The sequence below is a fragment of the Paeniroseomonas aquatica genome, assembly GCF_030409335.1.
Classification (GTDB): domain Bacteria; phylum Pseudomonadota; class Alphaproteobacteria; order Acetobacterales; family Acetobacteraceae; genus Belnapia; species Belnapia aquatica.
In genome coordinates this window covers 35,255-55,756 of the sequence record NZ_JAUFPN010000001.1, presented here as the reverse complement: position 1 = coordinate 55,756, position 20,502 = coordinate 35,255, and the positions used below count along the sequence as shown (strand labels likewise).

At 72.5% G+C, this 20,502-nt stretch carries 20 protein-coding genes; 11 read left to right on the top strand and 9 right to left on the bottom strand.

Features of this window, described 5'->3' with window-relative positions:
- Window positions 1-57: 57 nt before the first annotated feature.
- The 3 genes from QWZ14_RS00250 (at window position 58) to QWZ14_RS00240 (ending at window position 2,070) form a co-directional block, all read left to right on the top strand.
- Window positions 58-1,326 carry a Coenzyme F420 hydrogenase/dehydrogenase, beta subunit C-terminal domain gene (locus QWZ14_RS00250; RefSeq protein ID WP_290314540.1) on the top strand — a complete coding sequence of 423 codons (1,269 nt, stop codon included), beginning with the start codon at window positions 58-60 and terminating at the stop codon, window positions 1,324-1,326.
- 37 nt (window positions 1,327-1,363) lie between these two features.
- On the top strand, window positions 1,364-1,618 hold the full coding sequence (locus QWZ14_RS00245) for an Lrp/AsnC ligand binding domain-containing protein (RefSeq protein WP_290314539.1): 255 nt from the start codon (window positions 1,364-1,366) through the stop codon (window positions 1,616-1,618).
- A gap of 173 nt (window positions 1,619-1,791) precedes the next feature.
- Window positions 1,792-2,070, top strand: coding sequence for a hypothetical protein (locus tag QWZ14_RS00240; RefSeq protein ID WP_290314538.1), 279 nt, complete (start codon window positions 1,792-1,794; stop codon window positions 2,068-2,070).
- Window positions 2,071-2,094: 24 nt separating this feature from the next.
- Here the strand turns inward: QWZ14_RS00240 and QWZ14_RS00235 are convergent, their stop codons facing one another.
- Genes QWZ14_RS00235 through ggt form a run of 3 tightly spaced genes read right to left on the bottom strand, consistent with a single transcriptional unit; the run spans window position 2,095 to window position 5,712 of the window.
- Window positions 2,095-3,591 (bottom strand): amidase, encoded by a 1,497-nt coding sequence (locus QWZ14_RS00235; protein ID WP_290314537.1) that lies wholly within the window; start codon window positions 3,589-3,591, stop codon window positions 2,095-2,097.
- Window positions 3,588-4,082 (bottom strand): O-acetyl-ADP-ribose deacetylase, encoded by a 495-nt coding sequence (locus tag QWZ14_RS00230; protein ID WP_290314536.1) that lies wholly within the window; start codon window positions 4,080-4,082, stop codon window positions 3,588-3,590. Before QWZ14_RS00230 ends, QWZ14_RS00235 begins: the two co-directional genes overlap by 4 nt.
- A 4-nt stretch (window positions 4,083-4,086) precedes the next feature.
- Window positions 4,087-5,712 (bottom strand): gamma-glutamyltransferase, encoded by a 1,626-nt coding sequence (ggt, locus tag QWZ14_RS00225; protein ID WP_290314535.1) that lies wholly within the window; start codon window positions 5,710-5,712, stop codon window positions 4,087-4,089.
- A gap of 143 nt (window positions 5,713-5,855) precedes the next feature.
- Here ggt and QWZ14_RS00220 point away from each other — a divergent pair, with 143 nt between their 5' ends.
- Window positions 5,856-6,197, top strand: coding sequence for a tRNA-binding protein (locus tag QWZ14_RS00220; RefSeq protein ID WP_290314534.1), 342 nt, complete (start codon window positions 5,856-5,858; stop codon window positions 6,195-6,197).
- A 1-nt stretch (window position 6,198) separates the two neighbouring features.
- Window positions 6,199-6,675, top strand: coding sequence for a xanthine phosphoribosyltransferase (gpt, locus tag QWZ14_RS00215; protein WP_290314533.1), 477 nt, complete (start codon window positions 6,199-6,201; stop codon window positions 6,673-6,675).
- Between the two features lie 16 nt (window positions 6,676-6,691).
- On the opposite strand, the gene QWZ14_RS00210 is transcribed toward gpt, so the two are convergent.
- Complete coding sequence (locus tag QWZ14_RS00210) at window positions 6,692-7,990, bottom strand: hemolysin family protein (protein WP_290314550.1); 1,299 nt, start codon at window positions 7,988-7,990, stop codon at window positions 6,692-6,694.
- Between the two features lie 275 nt (window positions 7,991-8,265).
- Between QWZ14_RS00210 and QWZ14_RS00205 the strand changes: the two genes are divergently transcribed.
- The 6 genes from QWZ14_RS00205 to QWZ14_RS00180 all read left to right on the top strand — a co-directional run bounded on the left by QWZ14_RS00205 (window position 8,266) and on the right by QWZ14_RS00180 (window position 13,897).
- Window positions 8,266-10,857 (top strand): glycosyltransferase, encoded by a 2,592-nt coding sequence (locus tag QWZ14_RS00205; RefSeq protein WP_290314532.1) that lies wholly within the window; start codon window positions 8,266-8,268, stop codon window positions 10,855-10,857.
- Between the two features lie 75 nt (window positions 10,858-10,932).
- Window positions 10,933-11,376, top strand: coding sequence for a DUF3429 domain-containing protein (locus tag QWZ14_RS00200; protein WP_290314531.1), 444 nt, complete (start codon window positions 10,933-10,935; stop codon window positions 11,374-11,376).
- Window positions 11,377-11,456: 80 nt separating this feature from the next.
- Complete coding sequence (locus tag QWZ14_RS00195) at window positions 11,457-11,753, top strand: hypothetical protein (protein ID WP_290314530.1); 297 nt, start codon at window positions 11,457-11,459, stop codon at window positions 11,751-11,753.
- Between the two features lie 84 nt (window positions 11,754-11,837).
- On the top strand, window positions 11,838-12,467 hold the full coding sequence (locus QWZ14_RS00190) for a bifunctional 4-hydroxy-2-oxoglutarate aldolase/2-dehydro-3-deoxy-phosphogluconate aldolase (protein ID WP_290314529.1): 630 nt from the start codon (window positions 11,838-11,840) through the stop codon (window positions 12,465-12,467).
- A complete protein-coding gene (locus QWZ14_RS00185; protein ID WP_290314528.1) occupies window positions 12,467-13,396 on the top strand; it encodes a sugar kinase in 930 nt (309 codons plus the stop codon). The genes QWZ14_RS00190 and QWZ14_RS00185 overlap by 1 nt, the downstream gene beginning before the upstream one ends.
- Before the next feature lie 87 nt (window positions 13,397-13,483).
- Entirely contained in the window at window positions 13,484-13,897 is a 414-nt protein-coding gene (locus QWZ14_RS00180) for a hypothetical protein (RefSeq protein WP_290314527.1), read from the top strand.
- Window positions 13,898-13,928: 31 nt separating this feature from the next.
- On the opposite strand, the gene QWZ14_RS00175 is transcribed toward QWZ14_RS00180, so the two are convergent.
- From QWZ14_RS00175 to QWZ14_RS00155, 5 genes are read right to left on the bottom strand one after another with little or no spacing between them, the layout of a single operon-like run.
- Complete coding sequence (locus QWZ14_RS00175; RefSeq protein WP_290314526.1) at window positions 13,929-15,422, bottom strand: M81 family metallopeptidase; 1,494 nt, start codon at window positions 15,420-15,422, stop codon at window positions 13,929-13,931.
- Window positions 15,423-15,435: 13 nt separating this feature from the next.
- Complete coding sequence (locus QWZ14_RS00170) at window positions 15,436-16,695, bottom strand: Zn-dependent hydrolase (RefSeq protein ID WP_290314524.1); 1,260 nt, start codon at window positions 16,693-16,695, stop codon at window positions 15,436-15,438.
- 4 nt (window positions 16,696-16,699) lie between these two features.
- The gene (locus tag QWZ14_RS00165) at window positions 16,700-17,992 is read right to left on the bottom strand and encodes an ArgE/DapE family deacylase (RefSeq protein WP_290314523.1); all 1,293 of its coding nucleotides are present in this window, start codon (window positions 17,990-17,992) and stop codon (window positions 16,700-16,702) included.
- A gap of 9 nt (window positions 17,993-18,001) precedes the next feature.
- A complete protein-coding gene (locus QWZ14_RS00160) occupies window positions 18,002-19,600 on the bottom strand; it encodes an ABC transporter ATP-binding protein (RefSeq protein WP_290314522.1) in 1,599 nt (532 codons plus the stop codon).
- On the bottom strand, window positions 19,597-20,457 hold the full coding sequence (locus QWZ14_RS00155; protein ID WP_408903396.1) for an ABC transporter permease: 861 nt from the start codon (window positions 20,455-20,457) through the stop codon (window positions 19,597-19,599). The genes QWZ14_RS00160 and QWZ14_RS00155 overlap by 4 nt, the downstream gene beginning before the upstream one ends.
- Between the last annotated feature and the right edge of the window lie 45 nt (window positions 20,458-20,502).

Here is a 20,502-nt window from a genome sequence, read left to right as displayed (position 1 = left end):
TCATTCCCTGGCCTGGGTCCCGGGCCTCGGCTAGGCTTCGCGCCGGGGGTAGCGCGCATGCAGGATGGTTTGGCCGGCCCGGCCGGTGGCGCCATGCCGGCGGCCTGGACCCCGGCGGTCGGCCCCGCCCGGCCCCGCGGCCTCTGCACCGACTGCGGCATCTCCCGCAGCGCCGAGCCCAAGGCCTGCGGCCGCGCCTGCCAGTTCATCCGGCCCGACTATCCCAGGCTGGAGCTACAGGTACATGGCCGCGCCCGCGACCCGGCGCGACCGGACGAGGTCTTCTTCGGCCCCTTCCGCCGCATGCTGCGGGCCTCCCTCGCCGCCCCCCGCCCCGGGGCGCAATGGACCGGCATCACCACCCGCCTCGCCGAACGCCTGCTGGAGACCGGGGCGGTGGATGCGGTGCTGACCATGGCGGCCGACCCGGCGGACCGCTGGCGGCCGGTGCCCGTCCTGGTGACCAAGCCCGAGGGCATGGCGGCGTGCCGCGGGATGCGCATGGGCTATGCCCCGCTGCTGGCGCTGCTGCAGCCCGCCCGCGCCGCGGGGCACCGGCGCCTCGCCGTCATCGGCATCCCCTGCCAGGTCTATGCGCTGCGGGCGCTGGAGGCGGAGCTGGGCTTCGAGCGGCTGTTCGTCATCGGCACGCCCTGCTCGGACAACACCACGACCGAGCGCTTCCATGAATTCCTGGCGCTGCTGGCCGAGGACCCGGCGACGATCACCTACCTCGAATTCCGCGCCGACTACCACGTGGAGCTGCGCTTCACCGATGGCCGGGTGAAGACCATCCCCTTCCTGCAGCTGCCCATCTCGAAGCTGCCGCCGGATTTCTTCCCCCTCACCTGCCGGACCTGCGTCGACTACACCAACGTGCTGGCCGACGTGACGGTGGGCTACATGGCCGGCCAGGGCGAGCAATGGCTGCTGGTCCGCAACCAGCGGGGCGAGGAGCTGGTCGCCCTGCTCGGCGACGAGCTGCGGACCTCGGAGCTCGGCAGCGCGGGCAAGCGGCAGGGCCCGGTGCGCGGCTTCCTCGCCAATGTGGAGCGTGCCGCGGGCGGGCTGCCGCTGCGGCGGATGCCGGGCTGGCTGCGGCCGCTGGTCGGCTGGCTGATGCCGCGGATCGGCCCGCGCGGCCTGGAATTCGCCCGGACCCGGGTGGAGATGAAGGCGGTGGAGACCGTGCTGCACCTGCGGCGGGAGGCGCCGCGGCGGCTGAAGTCCATGGTTCCCGCCCATGTCTGGGCCCTGGTCCGCCCCTATGGCCTGGAGGCGGCTCCGGGCGAGACGCCGGCCGCCGGGACTGGGGAGCGGGGCTGAAGCAGGCTATACTGGACCGGCGAACCAGGAGGCCCCGATGCGCGCCATTTTCGTCCAGATCAAATGCGAGATGGGCCATGCCTACCGCGTCGCCCGGGAGATGGCGGATACCATCCCGCAGCTGTCCGAGATGCATTCCATCTCCGGCCAGTACGACCTGATGGGAAAATTCTACCTCGAGCCGGACCAGGACATCGGCCTCTTCGTGGTCGAGACCCTGCAGACCGTGCCCGGGGTGAAGGACACCTATACGCTGCAGACCTTCAACGCCTTCTCCGGTGGCGGCCGGTAGCCGGCCAGGCTCCACAGGCCTGCCGCAATGCCGGCATAACCTCGCCTTAACCCGGGTTCAGGATCCTTCGTAGCGGATGGATCCCGCCGCTGCGTGCAGCCCGGCTTCCCGAGGGAGCCTGGGCCAGGGCTGCCGCGGCGACACCAGACACTCGATGCAATGCCGGAGAAGACATGCGCGCCCTGCCCTCGATCGCCGCCGCGGCCCTGCTGCTGGCCGCCGGCTGCACGGACAACTACGGACGGGTCGATTACGGCCGCACCGCCCTGCTGGGCGTGGGCGTCGGGGCCGCCGCCGCGCTGGCGGTCGGCGCGCTCAGCGACAAGCCGCGTCCCTACCGTGGCGGCTACGGCCGCGGCGACCGGTATGGCGCCGGCTATCACCAGCCCTACTACGGCCGGGGTGGCGGCTATGGCGGCGGGTACGGGGGCGGCTACCGCGGCGGCTGGTAGGCCGCGCGAGCCGCCCGTCCCGCCTCAGTCGAAGCTGCGGAATTCCGCCATGCCGCCGATCGGCGGCGCCGTCCGCAGCCGGGCGAGGTCCGGCACCGGCCGCCCGAGGGTCGCATCCCCGGCGAAGGCCGCCTCGATCGCCGCCGCCACGCCGAGGACGAAGGCATCCCCGCCGCGCGGCCCGACGATCTGCAGGCCGAAGGGCATGCCATGGGCATCGAGGCCGAGCGGCAGGCTGATCGCCGGATGCCCGGTCAGGGTCACGTAATAGGCCAGCGCCAGCCAGTGGAAGTAGGTCCGGGTGGTCTGCCCGTCGATCTCCTTCGGGTAGAGCTCCCGCCAGTTGCGCGGGCTGATGGTGATCGCCGGGGTGATGAGCACGTCGTGCTCGCCGAAGAAGCGCTGGAAGTCGCGGTAGATCTTCGTCTGCAGCACATTCGCCCGGGCGCCGTCGGCCAGGCTGTAGCGCAGCCCCTCCTCGACGTTGGCGATGATGTTCGGGCCGCAATCCTGCGGCCGGGTCCGCACCTTCTCGGCATGCGCGGTCAGCACCATGCCGGCGCGCAACACCTCGAAGGCCTCGTCGCCGCCGGCGCAGTCGGGGTGGGCCGCCTCGGCGCGGGCGAACATCGGGGCGATGGCGGCGACCCGGGCCTGGAAGGCCTGGCGCACCACCCGCTCGGTCGGCGCCTGGCCCAGGTCCTCGGAGAAGGCCAGCCTGAGGGAGCCGAGGTCGAGGCCGCGCGGCGGGTGGAACAGCGCCGGCTCGCCCCGCACCGGACGGGCGTGCAGCGTATAGGCCAGCGGGTCGCGGGCATCGTCGGAGGCCATGGCCGAGAGCAGCAGGCAGGCATCCGCCACGCTGCGCGCCATCGGGCCCAGCACCGGCAGCGGCGACCAGCCATGCGCCCGCTTCTCGGAGCAGACCAGCCCGGCGCTTGGCCGGTAGCCGACGATGCCGTTGAAGGCGGCCGGGTTGCGCAGCGAGCCGCCGGTATCGGAGCCCGAGCAGAGCGGCGCCATGCCGGTCGCCAGCGCCACGCCGGAGCCGCCGGAGGAGCCGGCGGCGGATTTGGTGTTGTCGAAGGCATTGCCGGTCGCGCCATAGACCCGGTTGCGGGTATTGGCGCCCAGGCCGAATTCCGGGGTGTTGGTCTTGCCGATGACGATGCCGCCGGCGGCGCGGATACGCGCGACCATGCCGCAATCCGCCTCGGGGACGAAGTCGGCGAAGATCGGGCTGCCGTAGGTGGTGCGGAGGCCCCTGGTCTCCTCCAGGTCCTTGATGCCGACCGGCAGGCCGTGCAGCGCGCCCAGCGTCTCGCCGGCCATCACCGCCGCCTCGGCCTGCTTCGCCGCCAGCCGCGCCCCGCCCTCATCCAGCGCCACCATCGCATTCACCGCCCCGTTCACCGCGCCGATGCGGCCGAGGCAGCTCTCCAGCAGCTCGACGGGCGAGAGCGTCTTGCGCCCGATCATCCGGCGGGCTTCGACGGCGGGGAGGTCGCAGGGTTCGGTCACGGCTCGAGTTCCTTCTGGTAGAGCGCCAGGCTGGCATCGTCGAAGCAGGCGAAGGTCACGTCGAGCGGGCCATGCGCCAGGAATTCCTCCCGCATCGTCACCACCGCGATCCGCACCGCCTGCTGCGGCGGATAGCCATAGGTGCCGGTGGAGATGGCGGGAAAGGCGATGGAGCTGCCGCCGACCTCGCGCAGCCGCGCCAGGCTGGCGCGGTAGGCGCCGGCCAGCAGCCCCGGCTCGCCCTCGGTGCCGCCGCGCCAGATGGGGCCGACGGCGTGGATGACGTGCCGCGCCTTGAGGCCGAAGCCCGGGGTGATGCGCGCCTCCCCGGTCGGGCAGCCGCCGATCGCCTGGCAGGCGGCCAGCAGCTCGGGCCCGGCGGCGCGATGCACCGCGCCGTCGACGCCGCCGCCGCCCGCCAGCGCCTCGTTCGCCGCGGTCACCACGGCATCGACATCGAGGGTGGTGATATCCGCCCGGATCGCCCGCATCGGCTCAGAACCCGAGCGCGCAGCCGTCCTTGCGCGGATCGCTGCCGCCCACCAGCGTGCCGGCCTTGCGGTCGATGAAGATCGCCTGGCCGCCGCCATGCGGCTTCTCCATCAGCGCGATGTCGTGGCCCATCCGGCTCAGCCGGTCGACGACGCTGGCGGGGATGCGCTTCTCGACCTCGACCACGCCCTTGTCCGGCGCCGGGAAGAGCCGCGGGCAATCGATCGCCTCCTGCACGTCGAGGCCGAATTCGAAGTGGTTGGTCAGGAACAGGGTCTGGCCCATCGGCTGGAAATGCCCGCCCATGACGCCGTAGGGCATGATGGCCTCAAGGCCCCTCGGCCCATCCTGCATCACCATCCCCGGGATGATGGTGTGCATCGGCCGCTTGTTGGGCGCGATGCAGTTCGGGTGGCCTTCCTGCAGGCGGAACCCGTAGCCGCGGTTGTGCAGCATCACGCCGGACTTCTCCGCCAGGATGCCGCTGCCGAAGCTCTCGAACAGCGAGTTGATGAAAGAGCAGGCATTGCCCTCCTCATCCACCACGCAGAGGTAGACGGTGTCCTTGTGCTTCGCGAGGTCGCTGGTCCCGGCCGGCGGCATCGCCTTCATCGCCCGCTCGTCGCTGATCAGCGCCCGCAGCCGGTCGAGGTAGCCGCGGTCGGTCAGCATCCCGACCGGGACATCCACCTGGGAGGGGTCGGCGAGGAAGGCGTCGCGGTCGCGGTAGACCAGCCGCGCCGCCTCGATGTGGCGGTGGTAGCGCTCGGCGCTCAGCGGCCCCTGCGCCGGCGTCTCGAAGCCGTCGAGGATGCCGAGCAGCTGGAGCACATGCAGGCCCGAGCCGTTCGGCGGGCACTGGTAGACCTCCATGCCGCGCCAGGCCGTCTTGATCGGCTCGACGAAATCGGCGTTGCGCAGGCCCTTGGCGAAATCCTCCTCGGTATGGAGGCCGCCGAGGGCGCGCAGCGTCGCCACCATGTCGGCGGCGATCTCGCCCTCGTAGAAAGCCCGGGCGCCATGGGTGGCGATGGCCCGCAGGGTCCGGCCGAGTTCCGGCTGGGTGAAGCGGTGGCCGATGGCGGGCGCCTGCCCATCCACCAGGAAGCGGCGGGCCGAGGCCTCGTTGCCGCGCAGCTTGGCCGCGGCCGAGGCCCAGTCGGAGGCGACCCGGGCATGCACCGGCCAGCCTTCCTCGGCGCAGCGGATCGCCGGGCGCAGCAGCTCGCCCAGCTCGGTCCGGCCATAGGTCTTGTTCAGCAGCTCCCAGCCGGAGACGGCGGTCGGGATGGTCACCACATGGGCCGAGGTATTGACCAGGCTGCTCACCTGCCGCGCCCGCAGCGCCTCCGGCGTCGAGGCCGCCGGGGCCCGGCCGGAGCCGTTCAGCGCGATGACGCGGCCGGTGCCGGCCGGGGCATAGAGGCAGAAGCAGTCGCCGCCGATGCCGGTGCTCTGCGGCTCCACCACGCCGAGCACCGCGACGGCGGCGATGGCGGCATCCAGCGCGTTGCCGCCCTTCTGCAGCACCTCGAGGGCGGTGAAGGTGGCGATCGGCATCGAGGTCGCGGCCATGCCGCGGGAGCCATAGACGGCGCTGCGGCCGGGGGCATGGAAATCGCGCTTCATGATGCTGTTCCGTTCTCGGGACGTTTGGTGCTTCTGATGCAGGCAGCTTCGCCAGGGATCGTCCCTCTTGCATGGCCGCAGGCGGACGGCAACCCGCCTCCTGCGCCTTGCCGCTAGGGGTCCCGTCGCGCTATGCCTCGGGCATGGCGGACCAGATCGGCTACCCGGATTTCGAGAAGGTCGACGTGCGCGTCGGCACCATCGTCGACGCCCAGCCCTTCCCCGAGGCACGCAAGCCGTCCATCCGGCTCTGGGTGGACTTCGGCGGCAGCATCGGGGTGAAGAAGTCTGCCGCGCAGATCACCGTCCACTACGCCCCGGACCGGCTGATCGGCCGGCAGGTGCTGGCGGTGGTGAATTTCCCGCCCCGGCAGATCGGCCCGGTGCTGAGCGAGGTGCTGGTGCTCGGCGTGCCGGACGAGAACGGCGCGGTGGTGCTGCTGAAGCCCGACCTCGCGGTGCCCCTCGGCGGGCGGATGTTCTGAGGTGGCGGAGAAGTACTTCACGGTCAGCTGGGACCAGCTGCACCGCGACAGCAAGGCGCTAGCCTGGCGGCTGATGGACCACCGCCCCTTCGCCGGCATCGTCGCGATCACCCGCGGCGGGCTCATCCCGGCGGCGATCATCGCCCGCGAGCTGGAATGCCGGCTGGTCGAGACCGTCTCGGTCGTCACCTACGACGAGGAGGACCGCGGCCAGCCGCAGGTGGTCAAGCCCCCGGCCGCGGCCGGGGACGGCGCCGGCTGGCTGGTGATCGACGACCTCGTGGATACCGGCACCACCGCCCGGGTGGTGAGGGCCCTGCTGCCGAAGGCGCATCTGGCCACCGTCTATGCCAAGCCGGCGGGCAAGCCGCTGGTCGAGACCTTCGTCACCGAGGTGAGCCAGGATACCTGGATCCTCTTCCCCTGGGATACCGAGGCCCAGTTCATCCCCCCGATCGCCCGCGGCACCGGCCGCTAGCCCAGCCAGCGCCGGGTCAGGCCGCCCCCGCCTCCTCCCGGCTGGCCAGCACCTTGTCGACCCGGCGGCCGTCCATGTCGACGATCTCGAAGCGCCAGCCGGCCCAGACGATGCGGTCGCCCTCGCGCGGCACCCGGCGCAGCAGCGCCAGCATCAGCCCGGCGACGGTATGGTAGCTGCCCTGGTGCGGCAGCGGCGGCAGGTCCAGCCGGGCGCGCAGCTCGTCGCTCGGCATCATCCCCTCCAGCAGCAGGCTGCCGTCGGCCCGGGTGACCAGCGCCCCCGGCGTCTCCGGCGCCTCCGACGGGCCCAGCTCGCCAATGATCGCCTCCAGCAGGTCGAAGGCGGTGACCACCCCCTCGAAGCTGCCGTACTCGTCCAGCACCACCGCGATGCCGATGGTGTCGTGCCGCATGCGGTCGAGCGCATCCAGCGCATTGAGGTTGTCCGGCAGCACCAGCGGCTGGCGCAGCACCTTGGCCAGCGACAGCGGCGCTCCCTCCAGCGCCTGGTCCAGCAGGTCCTTGGCCACGACCACGCCGACCACGTTGTCGATCCGCCGGTCGGCGACGACGAAGCGGGTCACGCTCTGGGTCTTCAGCGCCAGGACGATCTCCTCCGGCGAGGCGTTGCGGTCGAGCCAGGCGACGTCGTTGCGCGGCGTCATCAGCGCCCGCACCGGCTTGTCGGCCAGCCGCAGCACGCGCTCGATCATGTGGCGCTCCTCGTGCTCGAGCGCCCCGGCCTCGGCGCCCTCGGCGACCACCGCCTTGACCTCCTCCTCCGTCACCGAGGATTCGACCGGCGTATAGGCACCGAAGAGCTTCAGCACGAGGCTGGAGGACTGGCTCAGCACCCAGACCACCGGGCCGGTGATCCGCGACAGCAGGGTCATCGGCCGGGCGACGGCGACCGCCACCCGCTCGGGGTCGCGCAGCGCCAGCTGCTTCGGCACCAGCTCGCCCAGGATCAGGTTGGCATAGGCGATCAGCAGCACCACCAGCACGAAGGCGGCCTCGGTGGCGAAGGGGGCAAGGCCGGGGATCAGCGCCAGCGCCTCCCCCATCGGCCCGGCCAGCCGCGCGCCGCCGAAGACGCCGGCCAGGATGCCGACCAGGCTGATGCCGATCTGCACCGTCGGCAGGAAGCGCTGCGGGTCCTCGGCCAGCGCCAGCGCCGCCTCGGCCCCGGGGCTGCCGCGCCGCTGCATCGCCATCAGCCGGCCGCGCCGGGCCGAGACGATGGCCAGCTCGCTCATCGCAAAAAGCCCGTTCAGCACCACCAGCAGCGCCAGGACCGCCAATTCGAAGAAGATCACGCGCAAAGCCCCCAACCTCGGAGGCCTTCTACGTCGGGTGATCGGCCGGCGGTAGCGGGCAGCCCGGCATCACAGCAGCGCGACAGGATCGCACCGCCGCAATCGCGCCACGCGGCGGGCCGGATGGCGCCTTGTCCGGGGCGCTTCATCGGCATCGCTTCCGGCGCCACCCCGGCGCCGGACCCTGCCGGAGCATTCGATCCATGGCCGCCCGCGCCGTTGCCGCGCCCCACGGACCACCCTCCCCTGGCCCACAGCCGGCCAGGGGCCGCTTGGCCACGCTCTGCGCCCTGCTGCTGGTCGCGGCGCTGCATGGCGCCGCCTGGTTCGCCTGGAACCGCCCGGCCGCCCTGCCCGACTGGCGCGGCCCGATCGCCGGCTTCGCCTTCGCCCCCTACCAGCGCGGCCAGAGCGGCGAGGCCGGGGACTGGCCGACCGCCGAGCAGATCGCCGGCGACCTCCGCACCATCGCGCCGCTGACCCGCCGGATCCGCACCTATACGGTGGACGGCGGCTTCGACCGCATCCCGGCGCTGGCCAGCGAGCAGGGGCTCGACCTGCGGGTCACCCTGGGCGCCTGGCTGGACGGCAAGCCGCGCGACGCGGCGGAGCTGCGCCGGCTGGCGGTCGCCGCCCGGGCCCGCAACGTCGACCTGCTGATGGTCGGCAACGAGGCGATCCTGCGCGGCGACCTCACCCCGGCGAAGCTCGCCGCGCAGATCCGCACCCTCCGCGGCATGGGCGTGCGCCAGCCGATCTCCACCGCCGAGCCCTGGCATGTCTGGCTCAAGCACCCGGAGCTGGCGGCGGCGGTCGACGTCGTCACCATCCACCTGCTGCCCTACTGGGAAGGCCTGCCGGTCCAGGACGCGCTGCGCTTCACCCTGGAGAAGTACCAGGCGGTCGCCGCCCGCTTCCCCGGCAAGCGCATCGTCATCGGCGAGGTGGGCTGGCCCTCGGATGGCCGCGACATCGGCGCGGCGCGCGCCTCCCGCGTCAACCAGGCGGCCTTCCTGCGCGGCTTCTTCGCCGAGGCCGAGAAGCGCCGCCTCGACTACTTCGTCATGGAGGCCTTCGACCAGCCCTGGAAGGTCAGCTTCGAGGGCCGCGCCGCCGGCCACTGGGGCATGTTCGACCTCGACCGCATCGCCAAGTGGCCGCTGACCGGCGCGGTGCGGGAGACGCCGGGCTGGGCCTGGTGGGCGGCCGGCGGCACGCTGTTCTCCTTCCTCGCCGTCTTCGCCCTGCTGCGCCGCCGGCCGGACATCCGCCTGCCCGGCAAGCTGCTGCTGGCCGGCCTGGCCCAGGCCTTCACCACCGGCATCGTGGCGGTGCTGCTGACCATGGCCGGCTCCTACCTGAGCTGGTCGGCCGGCCTGGTCTGGGGCGCCCTCGTCCTCGGCCAGGTGCTGCTGCTCGGCGTGCTGCTGGCCGACGGCTTCGAGCTGGCCGAGACGGTCTGGGCCCGCACCCGCCCGCGCCCGGCGCCGCCGGAGGATGCGCCGCTGCCCAAGGTCTCCATCCACCTGCCGATCTGCAACGAGCCGCCGCACATGGTGCGCCAGACGCTGGATGCGCTGGCCGGGCTCGACTACCCCGACTTCGAGGTGCTGGTCGTCGACAACAACACGCAGGACCCCGCGCTGTGGGAGCCGGTGGCGCAGCACTGCGCCCGGCTCGGCGCGCGGTTCCGCTTCTTCCACCTCGGCCGCTGGCCCGGCTTCAAGGCGGGCGCGCTGAACTTCGCGCTCGCCCAGACCGCCCCCGATGCCGCCATCATCGGCGTCATCGACAGCGACTACATGGTCAGCCCGGAGTGGCTGCGCCGCATGGTGCCGCATTTCGCCGACCCCAAGGTGGGCTTCACCCAGAACCCGCAGGACTACCGCGACGGCGCCGACAGCGCCTTCAAGCGGCTGATGTTCTGGGAATACGCCGGCTTCTTCCAGGCCGGCATGGTTACCCGCAGCCAGCGCAACGCCATCATCCAGCACGGCACCATGACGCTGATCCGCCGCGAGGCGCTGCGCATGGCGAACGGCTGGGCCGAGTGGTGCATCTGCGAGGACAGCGAGCTCGGCCTGAAGCTGATGCGGCACGGCTGGGAGGCCGTCTACAGCCCGGAGAGCATGGGCCGCGGCGTCATGCCGGACGACTTCGCCGCCTGGCGCAAGCAGCGGCTGCGCTGGGCCTATGGCGCGGTGCAGATCCTGAAGCAGCACTGGCCCGCCATCATCAACCCCTTCCGGCGGGAGCTGACCCTCGGCCAGCGCTGGCACTTCGCCACCGGCTGGGCGCCCTGGTTCGGCGATGCGCTGGGCCTCGTCTTCGTCCTGCTCGGCCTCGTGTGGTCGGCCGGGCTGATCCTGGCACCGGTGCGGACGGAGTTTCCCATCCTGCTCTTCATGGCGCCGAGCCTCGGGCTGTTCCTGTTCAAGCTCGGGCAGATCTGGGCGCTCTATGCCGCCCGGGTGCCCTGCGGCTGGCGGGATAGGCTGGGCGCGGCGCTGGCCGGGCTGGCGCTGACGCATACCATCGGCAAGGCGGTCATCCTCGGCCTGTTCACTAGGCGGCTGCCCTTCATCCGCACGCCGAAGCTGGCCGATGCCCCGGCGCTGCTGCGCGGCCTCGGCATGGCCTGGCAGGAGGCGGCGCTGGCGGTGCTGCTCTGGGGCGCCGCGGCCGGCATCACGGTGGTGCACAAGGCGGCGACGGCCGAGGCGGTGCTCTGGACCCTGGTGCTGCTGGTGCAGTCGGTGCCCTACCTCGCCTCGGTCGGCGTCAGCCTGGTCGCCGCCTGGCCGGCGAAGCGGCCGGTGGCGCGGCCCGCCACCGCCCCGGCGCTGCTCCTGCGCCAGGGCTGAGGAGGCTGCCGCCGGCGGGGCTTGCACCGCCGGCGGCACCGCCGATCTTCCCGCTAGGCTCCAAGGATACCGCCCATGCCTTCCTCCGCCCGCTGGCTCGGCGCCGCCGGACTGCTGCCTTTCTACCTCACCCTCCTCGCCGCCTGGGCCGGTCCGGCGGAGTGGCGGGGCATCGCCCTCTTTGCCCTGGCCACCTACGGCATGGTCATCCTCAGCTTCCTCGGCGCCGTCCACTGGGGCCTCGCCCTGCGGGCGCCCGAGGCCGAGGCCGGCTATGCCGCGCAGCGCCACGGCCTCGGCGTCCTGCCGGCGCTGATCGCCTGGGCGGCGCTGATGCTGCCGCCGGTACCGGGGCTCAGCATGCTGGCCCTGGCCATCCTGGCGACGGCCGCGGCCGAGACCCTGGCGGCACGGCGCGGCCTGGTCCCGCCGGAGTACCTCCGCCTCCGCTGGGCGCTCAGCCTGGGCGCCGCCCTGGCCCTGCTGGGCGGGGCGGCCACGGCGGCGGGCGGAGGTTGACGCGATTGGGATCGATGATCACTCGACACGAAATAGGAGACGATTTACCTTTTATTAGACATTCGCCGAAGGCTCCCCCCATGCCCCAATCCGCCCCTGCCACCGCCGCCATCCTCCCCTTTCCCGAGAAGCCGGAGGACCGGCTGCGCCGGGCCCTGCACGGGCTGGAGGCGGCGCTGGCCGAGCAGGCCGAGGCGGTGGCCGGGCTCCGCCGCGAGCTCGGCGCGCTCGCCGAGGCGGTGGATGGCCTGGGCGGCTCCTTCGACTCCTATGCGGAGGGGCTGCAGGAGACCAAGGAGGCCCTGGCCGGGGCCGGCGACCAGGCGCGCCAGCTGGAGGCCACCGCCGACGCCATGCTCGCCGCCGCGGCGCGCTGACGACACCCCCTTGCGGGGCGCGGCGATTCGCGCTCCCCATAGGCGGCGGCCGCCCCTGTGCCGCGGGAGCGGAGCGCCAAGCCGATGAGCCACCCCCTGCTGCCGGTGCTGCGCCGGGCCCGCGTGGTCCCGGTCATCCGCACCTCCACCGCGGCGCTGGCCGCGACCGCCTGCGCCTGGTTGCGGGAGGCGGGGATGACGGTGCTGGAGATCACCCTCACCACCCCCGATGCGGTGGCGCTTATCCGTGAATTCGCCGCCGAGCCCGGGCTGCTGGTCGGCGCCGGCACCGTCCCGGACGAGGCCGCGGCCGAGGCCTGCCTCGCCGCCGGCGCCCGCTTCCTGGTGACGCCCTGGGTCGACCCGGGCGTCATCGCCCTGGCCCGCGCCGCCGGGGCCTGCGCCATGCCGGGCGCCATGACGCCCACCGAGATCCGCGCCGCGCTGGCCGCCGGCGCCGACGTGGTGAAGATCTTCCCGGCCAGCTCGGCGGGTGGCCCGGCGCATGTGAAGGCGGTGCGGGCGGTCTTCCCCGATGTCGCCTTCTGCCCGACCGGCGGCGTCGATGCCGCCAATGCCCCGGCCTATCTCGCGGCCGGCGCCGCCTTCGTCGGCATCGGCGGCCGGCTGGTGGACGAGGCCCGCATCGCCGCCGGCGACAAATCCGCCATCCTCCGCGCGGCGCGCGAGGCGCTCGGCATCGAGCAGGCCTGATGCCCGACATCCTCTGCCTGGGCGAGCCGATGCTCGAGCTGAACCAGCAGCCGCCCGGGCCGGACGGCCGGGTGCTGTACCTGGAAGGCCAGGGCGGCGACACCAGCAACGCCGCCATCGCCGCCGCCCGCAGCGGCGCCAGCACCGGCTACGTCACCGCCATCGGCCAGGACCGCCCGGGCGATGCCTTCATGGCGCTCTGGGCCAGGGAAGGCGTGGATACCGCCACGGTGCTCCGCCGCGCCGAGGCGCCGACGGGGATGTACATCGTCACCCATGACGCGCGCGGCCACGATTTCACCTTCTACCGCAGCGGCAGCGCCGCCAGCCGGTACCGGCCCGAGGACGTGCCGGAGGATGCCATCCGCGCCGCCAAGCTGCTGCATCTGTCGGGCATCAGCCAGGCCATCTCGGACAGCGCCTGCGACGCCGGCTTCCACGCCATAGCGGTCGCCCGCGCCGCCGGGGTGCGCGTCTCCTACGACACCAACCTGCGGCTGCGCCTCTGGCCGGCGGCACGGGCCGCGGCGGTGATCCATGCCGCCATCGCCCAGGCGGATATCGCCCTGCCCTCGCTGGACGACGCGCGCGCGCTCACCGGGCTGGAGTCGCCGGAGGCCATTGCCGATTTCTACCTCCGGCTCGGCTGCCCGCTGGTGGTGCTGAAGCTCGGCGCCGCGGGCGTGCTGCTGGCGAGCCCCGAGGGGCGCCTCGCCATCCCCGGGCGCCAGGTGGCCGCGGTGGATGCGACCGGCGCGGGCGACACCTTCGCCGGCGCCTTCCTCGCCCGGCTGGCCGCCGGGGCGGAGCCGGCCGAGGCGGCGCGCTATGCCAATGCCGCGGCGGCGCTCTCGACCACCGGCTACGGCGCGGTCGCCCCCATCCCCCGCCGCGCCGCCGTGGAGGCTTTCCTGGCCGGCCCCGGCTGAGCCCACCCCGCTTGGCGGCCCCGTTTACTTTCCGGCAATAAGCAGCGTATCCCTGGGGCCATGCCCCGCGCCCCGCGCCCCTTGCCGATGCTCCTGCTCCTGGCTGCCCTGTCGGGCTGCGCCGGGGGCGGCGCCGTGCCCCGCTCCGGCCAGGCCGATGGCCGGCAGGAGCTGGAGGCCAGCGCGCCGATCCTCGGCGACCTCGTGCGGGCGGGCCAGGTCTGCGGCATCGCGGTCTCGACCGCCGCGCTCGACCGCGCCGCCCGGATCGAGGCGGCGGTCATCGAGCTGCACCGGCGCCAGGGGGGGACCGCGGCGCGCGACGACTTCCTCCGCTCCATGGCCCCGCCCAGCTTCGACCCGCGGCAGGGCGGCGCCGACAGGGCGGCCTGGTGCGCCGCCAGGCAGGCGGAGATCGCCCGGGCGGATGGCTTCCTCACCGGCCGGTCGGGCGATGCGCTGCTGCTCCGGGCGGAGGCGACCCTGGCGAGCCTCCACTGAGCCGGGGCGCAGCCTCCCGTCGGCCCGCCGCCTAGCGGTTCGCCCCCGGCCTGAGGCGGAGACCGGGGCGGAGATTGCTGAAGGGCAGGGTCGCCGGGTCGGCGACCACCGGCCCCGGCGCGGCGACCACGATGACCTGCTCGGCGATCGGCTGGAAATGCGCGCGGAAATGCACGCTCGACTTCAGCGCCAGGATCTTCTGCGCGCGCGGCTCCACCCCGATATGGGTGAACAGCGACTGGTCCAGCGCCTGCATCTTCCGCGTCACGACGATGACCCGCACCCCGGAGGAGACGCGGATCAGCGCCGTCGGTCCGAGGTCGGCGGGATTGCCCTTGCTCATCGGCCCGGTCGAGACGAAGCGGCCATCGGTCAGCGCCTCCACCACCGCCGTCACCGCCAGCGGCACGCCGTCGCTGCGGCCGCCGAGGCTGAGCGGGATGGTGGCGCCGACGCCGGCCGCGTGGCAGGCCGCGGCACTCTCGGCATCGTTGATCAGCCCGAGCACCGCGCCCTGGGCATCCTGGGCGATGAGCTCGGCGAGCAGCCCGGTGGTATCGCCATGGCCGCCGCCGCCGGGATTGTCCTGGGTATCCGCCATGACCACCGGCCTCGATGCGCCGGCGGCCAGCCGGATGGCCTCGGCCACGCCCTCCGCCGCCGGGGCGACGCCGCCGGCGAACTCGGCCTCGTGTGCATCCATGTAGGCCTTCAGCCCGGCGACCGCCGCATCCGCTGCGCCCTGGGTCTCCGCATAGGCGGCGATGGCGACGCCGCAGCCGGGGAAGTCGGCGTAGGGGAAGCCGAAGCAGAAGGCGAGCTCGGCACAGCCGTGCTCGGCCGCCAGCGCCTCCCGCGCCTCCAGCACCAGGGACATCGGCGGCACCATGGTGCATTGCATGGTCAGCGGGATGAGGAAATCGACCTCGGCGAAGGCGCGCGCCCAGGGGCGGCCGCGCCGGATCCGTTCCAGCAGCAGCCGCATCGCCTGGGCGCCGGCCGGCTTCATGTCCACATGCGGATAGGTGCGGTAGGGCACCAGCGCATCCGCCAGGCCGGTCATGGCGCGCGTCATGTTGGCATGCGGGTCGAGGCTGACGGTGATGGGCATCGCCTCGCCGACCACGGCGCGCACCCGCCGCAGCAGCTCGCCCTCCGCATCGTCGAAGCCGACCGCGACCATGGCGCCGTGCAGCTCGAGGAAGATGCCGTCGAGCGGCCCTGCGTCGAGCGCATCGGACAGCGCGCCGATCAGCAGGGCGGCGATGCGCTCGAAGGCCTCCGCCGTCACCGGCCCGGCCGGGTTGGCGAAGCACCAGGTCAGCGGCGCGATGCTGGCCCCCGCTGCTTCCGCCACCTCGATCGCCCCGGCGCAGGGGACGGAGGTGTGGCGCAGCGTCTCCACCAGGGTCGCCGGGCGCTGCAGCCCGGGGAAGCCGCCGGGCTTGATGAATTCCTGCCAGCCGGTCGGGATGGGGGCGAAGGAATGGCTCTCGTGCTGGAAGCCGCCGATGGCGATGCGCATGGGAATCTCCGTCTCAGCGCCGGACCAGGCCGGCCGTGGCGAGTGCCGCATCGGCCAGCACCTGCAGCCCGGCCGTCGCCCATTCCGGCGTGATGCTCTCGGCCTCGTTGTGCGAGAGGCCGCCGTGGCAGGGGCAGAAGATCATCACCGAGGGCACCTTGCGCGCCATGTAGACCGCGTCATGCCCGATCGCCGTCGGCATGTCCTGCCACTTCAACCCGCGGGCCGTGGCGCTGGCCCGGGCGCGCTCGATGAGCGCCGCATCGAACGGCGTCAGCGGCGAGTGCCAGAAGGGCGTGACGGTTGCGGTGACCTTCCGCGCGGCAGAGATCTCCGCCGCACGCGCCGTCAGCGCCGCGCCCATGCGGGCCAGCGCCTCCGGGTCGGAATGGCGGAAGTCGACGCTGAAGAAGACCCGGCTCGGCGCGACGTTGCGCGAGGAGGGATAGACCTCGACCACCCCCACCGTGCCGCGGCCCTTCTCGCCATCGGGCGCGAGGGTGGTGAGCGCCAGCTCCTCCACCGCCGCGATCAGCGGCGCCGCCGCCATCATCGCATCCCGCCGCCCGGCCATGGGGGAGCCGCCATGCGCATCCTCGCCTTCCACCGTCACCTCGTACCAGCTCTGCGCTAGCGCATGGGTGACGACGCCGACGTCGAGCCCGGCGTCCTCCAGCTGCTTGCCCTGCTCGATATGCAGCTCGAGATAGGCGCCGACCTTCTGCAGCTCGGCGGGGTCCGCCTCGCCCTGCCAGCCGATGCGCTTGAGTTCGTCCCCGAAGGCCAGCCCGGCCTGGTCGCGCTTGGCGAGGATCTCCGCCTCGGTGAAGAGCCCCATGGCGGCGCCGCTGCCCATCATCGGCGGGGCGAAGCGGGCGCCTTCCTCATTGGTCCAGTTGATCAGCAGCAGCGGCGCCTCGGTCTCGGCGCCGGCCTCGTGCAGCGCGCGCATCACCTCGAGCCCGGCCAGCACGCCGAGCACGCCGTCGAATTTGCCGCCGGTAGGCTGGGTGTCCAGATGGCTGCCGATGGCGACCGGGGCGCGGGTCGGATCGCGCCCCTCCCGCCGGAAGACCATGTTGCCGAGCCGGTCGACGCTCAGCGTCAGCCCGCAGGCCTCCCCCCAGCGCTGGAAAAGGGCGCGCCCCTCGGCATCCACGTCGGTCAGGGTCTGCCGGTTGCTGCCGCCCTTCGGGGTGCCGCCGATTGTCGCCATCTCCATCAGGCTGTCCCAGAGCCGGGGACCGGAGAGCGGCAGGTTCGATGCGGACATGGTCTTACGCCTTCTCGATGCCGCACCACTCGGCCATGGTGAGCGCGATGGTGCGGGTGATGCCATGCATGCTGTCGAGCCCGACATTCTCGTCGATGCCGTGGATATCCACCGCATCCGGGCCGAAGCAGGCGACCGGCGTATCCTGATAGAGCGTGAAGAACCGCCCATCGGTCAGCCCGGTCGCGGGGTAGTCGCGCAGGCTGCCGCCGGTCAACTCGGCATAGCTGCGGCGCGCCAGCTGGACGATGGCGGCGTCGGTGTCGAAGACGCAGGGATCGGCCATGAAGCCCTTGAACTCGAGGCGCACGTGCGCGCCGCGCAGCCGCTCATGCTGCTTCGCCTGCTCCACCAGCCGCTCGATATCCGCCTTGGTCTGCGCCGCGGTATAGCCCATCATCACGCCGACCCGCATGCCGATGCGGCAGCGGGTGGCGACGGAGGAATTCCACTCGCCGCCCTCGATGGTGCCGAGGTTGACGTTGACCGGATGGTTGATGCCGCGGAAGGCCGGATGGATGCGGGAGCCATCGTTCATCTCCCGCTCGTAGTCCTTGAAGGCGCCGGCGATGATGGTCGCCGCCTCGATCGCATTCAGCCCCGCCTGCATGTCCCGCACATGCGCGGGACGGCCCGAGACCGTCACCCAGGCCCAGACCACGCCGACCTCGGCGGTATAGAGCGCATCCATGCCCGGCCCGGGTTCGGGGATGATGACCGCATCGGTCTTCGGCAGCGCCAGCATGCAGGCCAGCGCGCCATTGCCGCTGCATTCCTCCTCGATCACCGACTGCATCTGCACCTCGGCGGCCGGCTGCAGCCCGGCCAGGCGCAGTGCCTTGAAGGCCATCACATAGGAGATAATGCCTGCCTTCATGTCGCCGGCGCCGCGGCCATACATCCGGCCCTCGCGGATATCCGGCTCATAGGGCGGCGTGACCCACATGTCGGCGGCACCTTCCGGCACCACGTCCACATGGCCCTGCAGGGTCAGGCTGCGGCCGCGCCTCGCCTTGGGCTGATGGACGGCGACCACGTTGTCGCGGCCCTCATAGGCGATCAGCGGCGGCGAGAAGCCGGGATGGGATGCGAGCTCCGCCGGCACCGTCGGCACCCGCCGTGGCGCCAGGCCCAGCCCCGCGTAGATCCGCGCCATCTCCTCCAGCGCGCTCTGCTCGTGGCCCAGGGTCGAGGGGCAGCGCACCAGCCGCTTCAGCGTCTCGATGCCCTCGTCCCGCAGCGCATCCACCGCCTCCAGGATCGCCCGCCGGGCGCCCGGGTCCAGGGTCTCAGTCATGGCATTCCCTCACAGCTGCGGCGGAGTCCAGCCCCTTCCCGGGATGCTGTCCAGTAGCTGCCGCGTATAGGCGTGCTGCGGCGCCGAGAATACCTGGCGCGTCGGCCCCTGCTCCACGATGGCGCCGCGCTGCATCACCGCCACCCGGTCGCAGATCTGCGCCGCCACCCGCAGGTCATGCGTGATGAACAGCATGGTCAGCCCCAGCCGCGCCTTGATCTCGGCCAGCAGCGCCAGCACCTGCGCCTGCACCGAGACGTCCAGCGCCGAGACCGGCTCATCCGCGATCAGCAGGTCCGGCCGCATCGCCAGCGCCCGGGCGATGCCGATGCGCTGCCGCTGCCCGCCGCTGAACTCATGCGGGTAGCGGTCCATCGCCCCGGCATCGAGCTGGACCAGCCGCAGCAGCTCCCGCGCCCGGCCCAGCGCCTCGGCCCGCGGGGTGCCATGCGTCACCGGCCCCTCCGCGATGGTATCCCCCACCGTGCGGCGCGGGTTGAGCGAGGCATAGGGGTCCTGGAAGATCATCTGGATGCGCTGCCGGTACGGCTTCCAGGCGGCGCGCGACAGCAGCCGGAGATTGGTGCCGTCATAGGCGATCTCGCCCTGCTCCGGCGTCACCAGCTTCACCACGCAGCGTGCCAGCGTCGACTTGCCGCTGCCGCTCTCGCCCACCAGCCCCAGCGTCTCGCCGCGCTTGAGGGTGAAATCCGCGTCGTGCACCGCCCGCACCACCGCCTTGGCGCCGAAGATCCCGCCGCGGCGATAGGTCTTGGCGATATCGGTGACCCGCAGCACCTCCTCCCCGGTGATCGCGGCGCGTTCCGGCGCCGCGCCATGCGGCACCGCGGCGATCAGCCCGCGCGTGTAGGGGTGCTGCGGCGCGTTCAGCACCTCGGCCGCCGGGCCCTGCTCGACGATGCGGCCATGCTGCATGACCGCGACGCGATCGGCGATCTCCGCCACCACGCCGAAGTCATGGGTGATGAAGAGCACGCCCATGCCGCGGCGGGACTGGATCTCGCGGATCAGCCGCAGGATCTGCATCTGCGTCGTGACATCCAGCGCCGTGGTCGGCTCATCCGCGATCAGCAGCGCCGGCTCCAGCGCCAGCGCCATGGCGATCATCACCCGCTGCCGTTGCCCGCCCGAAAGGCGGAAGGGATGGCTGCGGGCGATCGCCGCCGGGTCCGGCAGGTTCACCGCCGCCAGCAGCTCCGGCACCCGCCGCGCCGCATCGGCCGCGGCGCCATGCACCTGCAGCACCTCGGCGATCTGGTCGCCGACGCGCATGAGCGGGTTCAGCGCGGTCATCGGCTCCTGGAAGATCATCGCCAGCCGCTGGCCGCGGAGCTTCCGCATCGGCTCGGCGCCGAGCCGCAGCAGGTCGGTGCCCTCGAAGGCGATGGCGCCGGCGCGCACCGGCAGCCCCTTCGGCAGCAGCCCCATCACCGCATTGGCGGTGATCGACTTGCCCGAGCCGCTCTCGCCGACGACGCAAAGGATCTCCCCCGCATCGACGCTGAAGGACACATCCTCGATGGCATCGGCCCGGTCGCCGCCCGGCGGCAGCGCGACGGTCAGGCCCTCGACCGAGAGCAGGCTCATGCCGCGCCCCCCCGCTGCCGGGCGAGCCGCGGATTCAGCGCATCCGACAGCCCCTCCCCCACCAGGTTCAGCGCCAGCACCGTCAGGAAGATGGCGATGCCGGGAAAGACGCTCATCCACCAGGCGAGGCGGATGACGCTGCGGCCGGAGCCGATCAGGAAGCCCCAGGTCATCAGGTTCGGATCGCCCAGGCCGAGGAAGCTCAGCGCGCTCTCCAGCAGGATCGCCGTCGCCACCATGAGGGACGACAGCACGACGATGGGCGAGAGCGCATTGGGCAGGATATCCGTCAGCACGATGCTGACGCGCGACTTGCCCAGCACCTCCGCCGCCTGGACGAATTCCCGCCCACGCAGCGAGAGGAACTCCGCCCGCACCACCCGCGCCACCGGCGGCCAGGAGACCACCGCGATGGCGAAGACCACCGAGCCGATGGAAGGGGTGAAGATCGCCACCAGCAGGATGGCCAGCACGAAGCTCGGGATGGTCTGGAAGAATTCGGTGAAGCGCATGATGGCATCATCGGCGAAGCCGCCGAGATAGCCGGCGATGGCGCCGAGCGTCACGCCCACCAGCAGCGCCGCCGCGGTGGACACGGCCCCCACCAGCAGCGAGATCCGCGCCCCATGCGCGATGCCCGCGGCCACGTCCCGCCCGAGGCTGTCGGTGCCGAGCAGCATGCCCATCTCGCCCGGCGGCAAGAAGGGTGCGCTGGCCATGTCCCAGGGGCTGCCGGGGAAGAGCCAGGGCGCCGTCGCCGCCATCAGCATCACCAGCAGCAGGACGACCAAGCCCACCACCGCGCCCTTGTTGCGCCGGTAGCGCCGCCAGAAATCCTTCACAGTGAAAGCCGGCACTGATTCACGCTACGCTCCTCGCTACGCTGCGGTGCTCCGCGATCA

Excerpts from the sequence above, each read along its gene's own strand:
- QWZ14_RS00180 (WP_290314527.1), top strand. The coding sequence starts at position 13,484 with ATGCTCCTGCTCCTGGCTGCCCTGTCGGGCTGCGCCGGGGGCGGCGCC.
- QWZ14_RS00185 (WP_290314528.1), top strand. The coding sequence starts at position 12,467 with ATGCCCGACATCCTCTGCCTGGGCGAGCCGATGCTCGAGCTGAACCAG.
- QWZ14_RS00230 (WP_290314536.1), bottom strand. The coding sequence starts at position 4,082 with ATGCGGGCGATCCGGGCGGATATCACCACCCTCGATGTCGATGCCGTG.
- QWZ14_RS00160 (WP_290314522.1), bottom strand. The coding sequence starts at position 19,600 with ATGAGCCTGCTCTCGGTCGAGGGCCTGACCGTCGCGCTGCCGCCGGGC.
- QWZ14_RS00245 (WP_290314539.1), top strand. The coding sequence starts at position 1,364 with ATGCGCGCCATTTTCGTCCAGATCAAATGCGAGATGGGCCATGCCTAC.
- QWZ14_RS00220 (WP_290314534.1), top strand. The coding sequence starts at position 5,856 with ATGGCGGACCAGATCGGCTACCCGGATTTCGAGAAGGTCGACGTGCGC.
- QWZ14_RS00170 (WP_290314524.1), bottom strand. The coding sequence starts at position 16,695 with ATGTCCGCATCGAACCTGCCGCTCTCCGGTCCCCGGCTCTGGGACAGC.
- QWZ14_RS00195 (WP_290314530.1), top strand. The coding sequence starts at position 11,457 with ATGCCCCAATCCGCCCCTGCCACCGCCGCCATCCTCCCCTTTCCCGAG.
- QWZ14_RS00175 (WP_290314526.1), bottom strand. The coding sequence starts at position 15,422 with ATGCGCATCGCCATCGGCGGCTTCCAGCACGAGAGCCATTCCTTCGCC.
- QWZ14_RS00165 (WP_290314523.1), bottom strand. The coding sequence starts at position 17,992 with ATGACTGAGACCCTGGACCCGGGCGCCCGGCGGGCGATCCTGGAGGCG.
- QWZ14_RS00190 (WP_290314529.1), top strand. The coding sequence starts at position 11,838 with ATGAGCCACCCCCTGCTGCCGGTGCTGCGCCGGGCCCGCGTGGTCCCG.
- QWZ14_RS00240 (WP_290314538.1), top strand. The coding sequence starts at position 1,792 with ATGCGCGCCCTGCCCTCGATCGCCGCCGCGGCCCTGCTGCTGGCCGCC.
- QWZ14_RS00250 (WP_290314540.1), top strand. The coding sequence starts at position 58 with ATGCAGGATGGTTTGGCCGGCCCGGCCGGTGGCGCCATGCCGGCGGCC.
- ggt (WP_290314535.1), bottom strand. The coding sequence starts at position 5,712 with ATGAAGCGCGATTTCCATGCCCCCGGCCGCAGCGCCGTCTATGGCTCC.
- QWZ14_RS00200 (WP_290314531.1), top strand. The coding sequence starts at position 10,933 with ATGCCTTCCTCCGCCCGCTGGCTCGGCGCCGCCGGACTGCTGCCTTTC.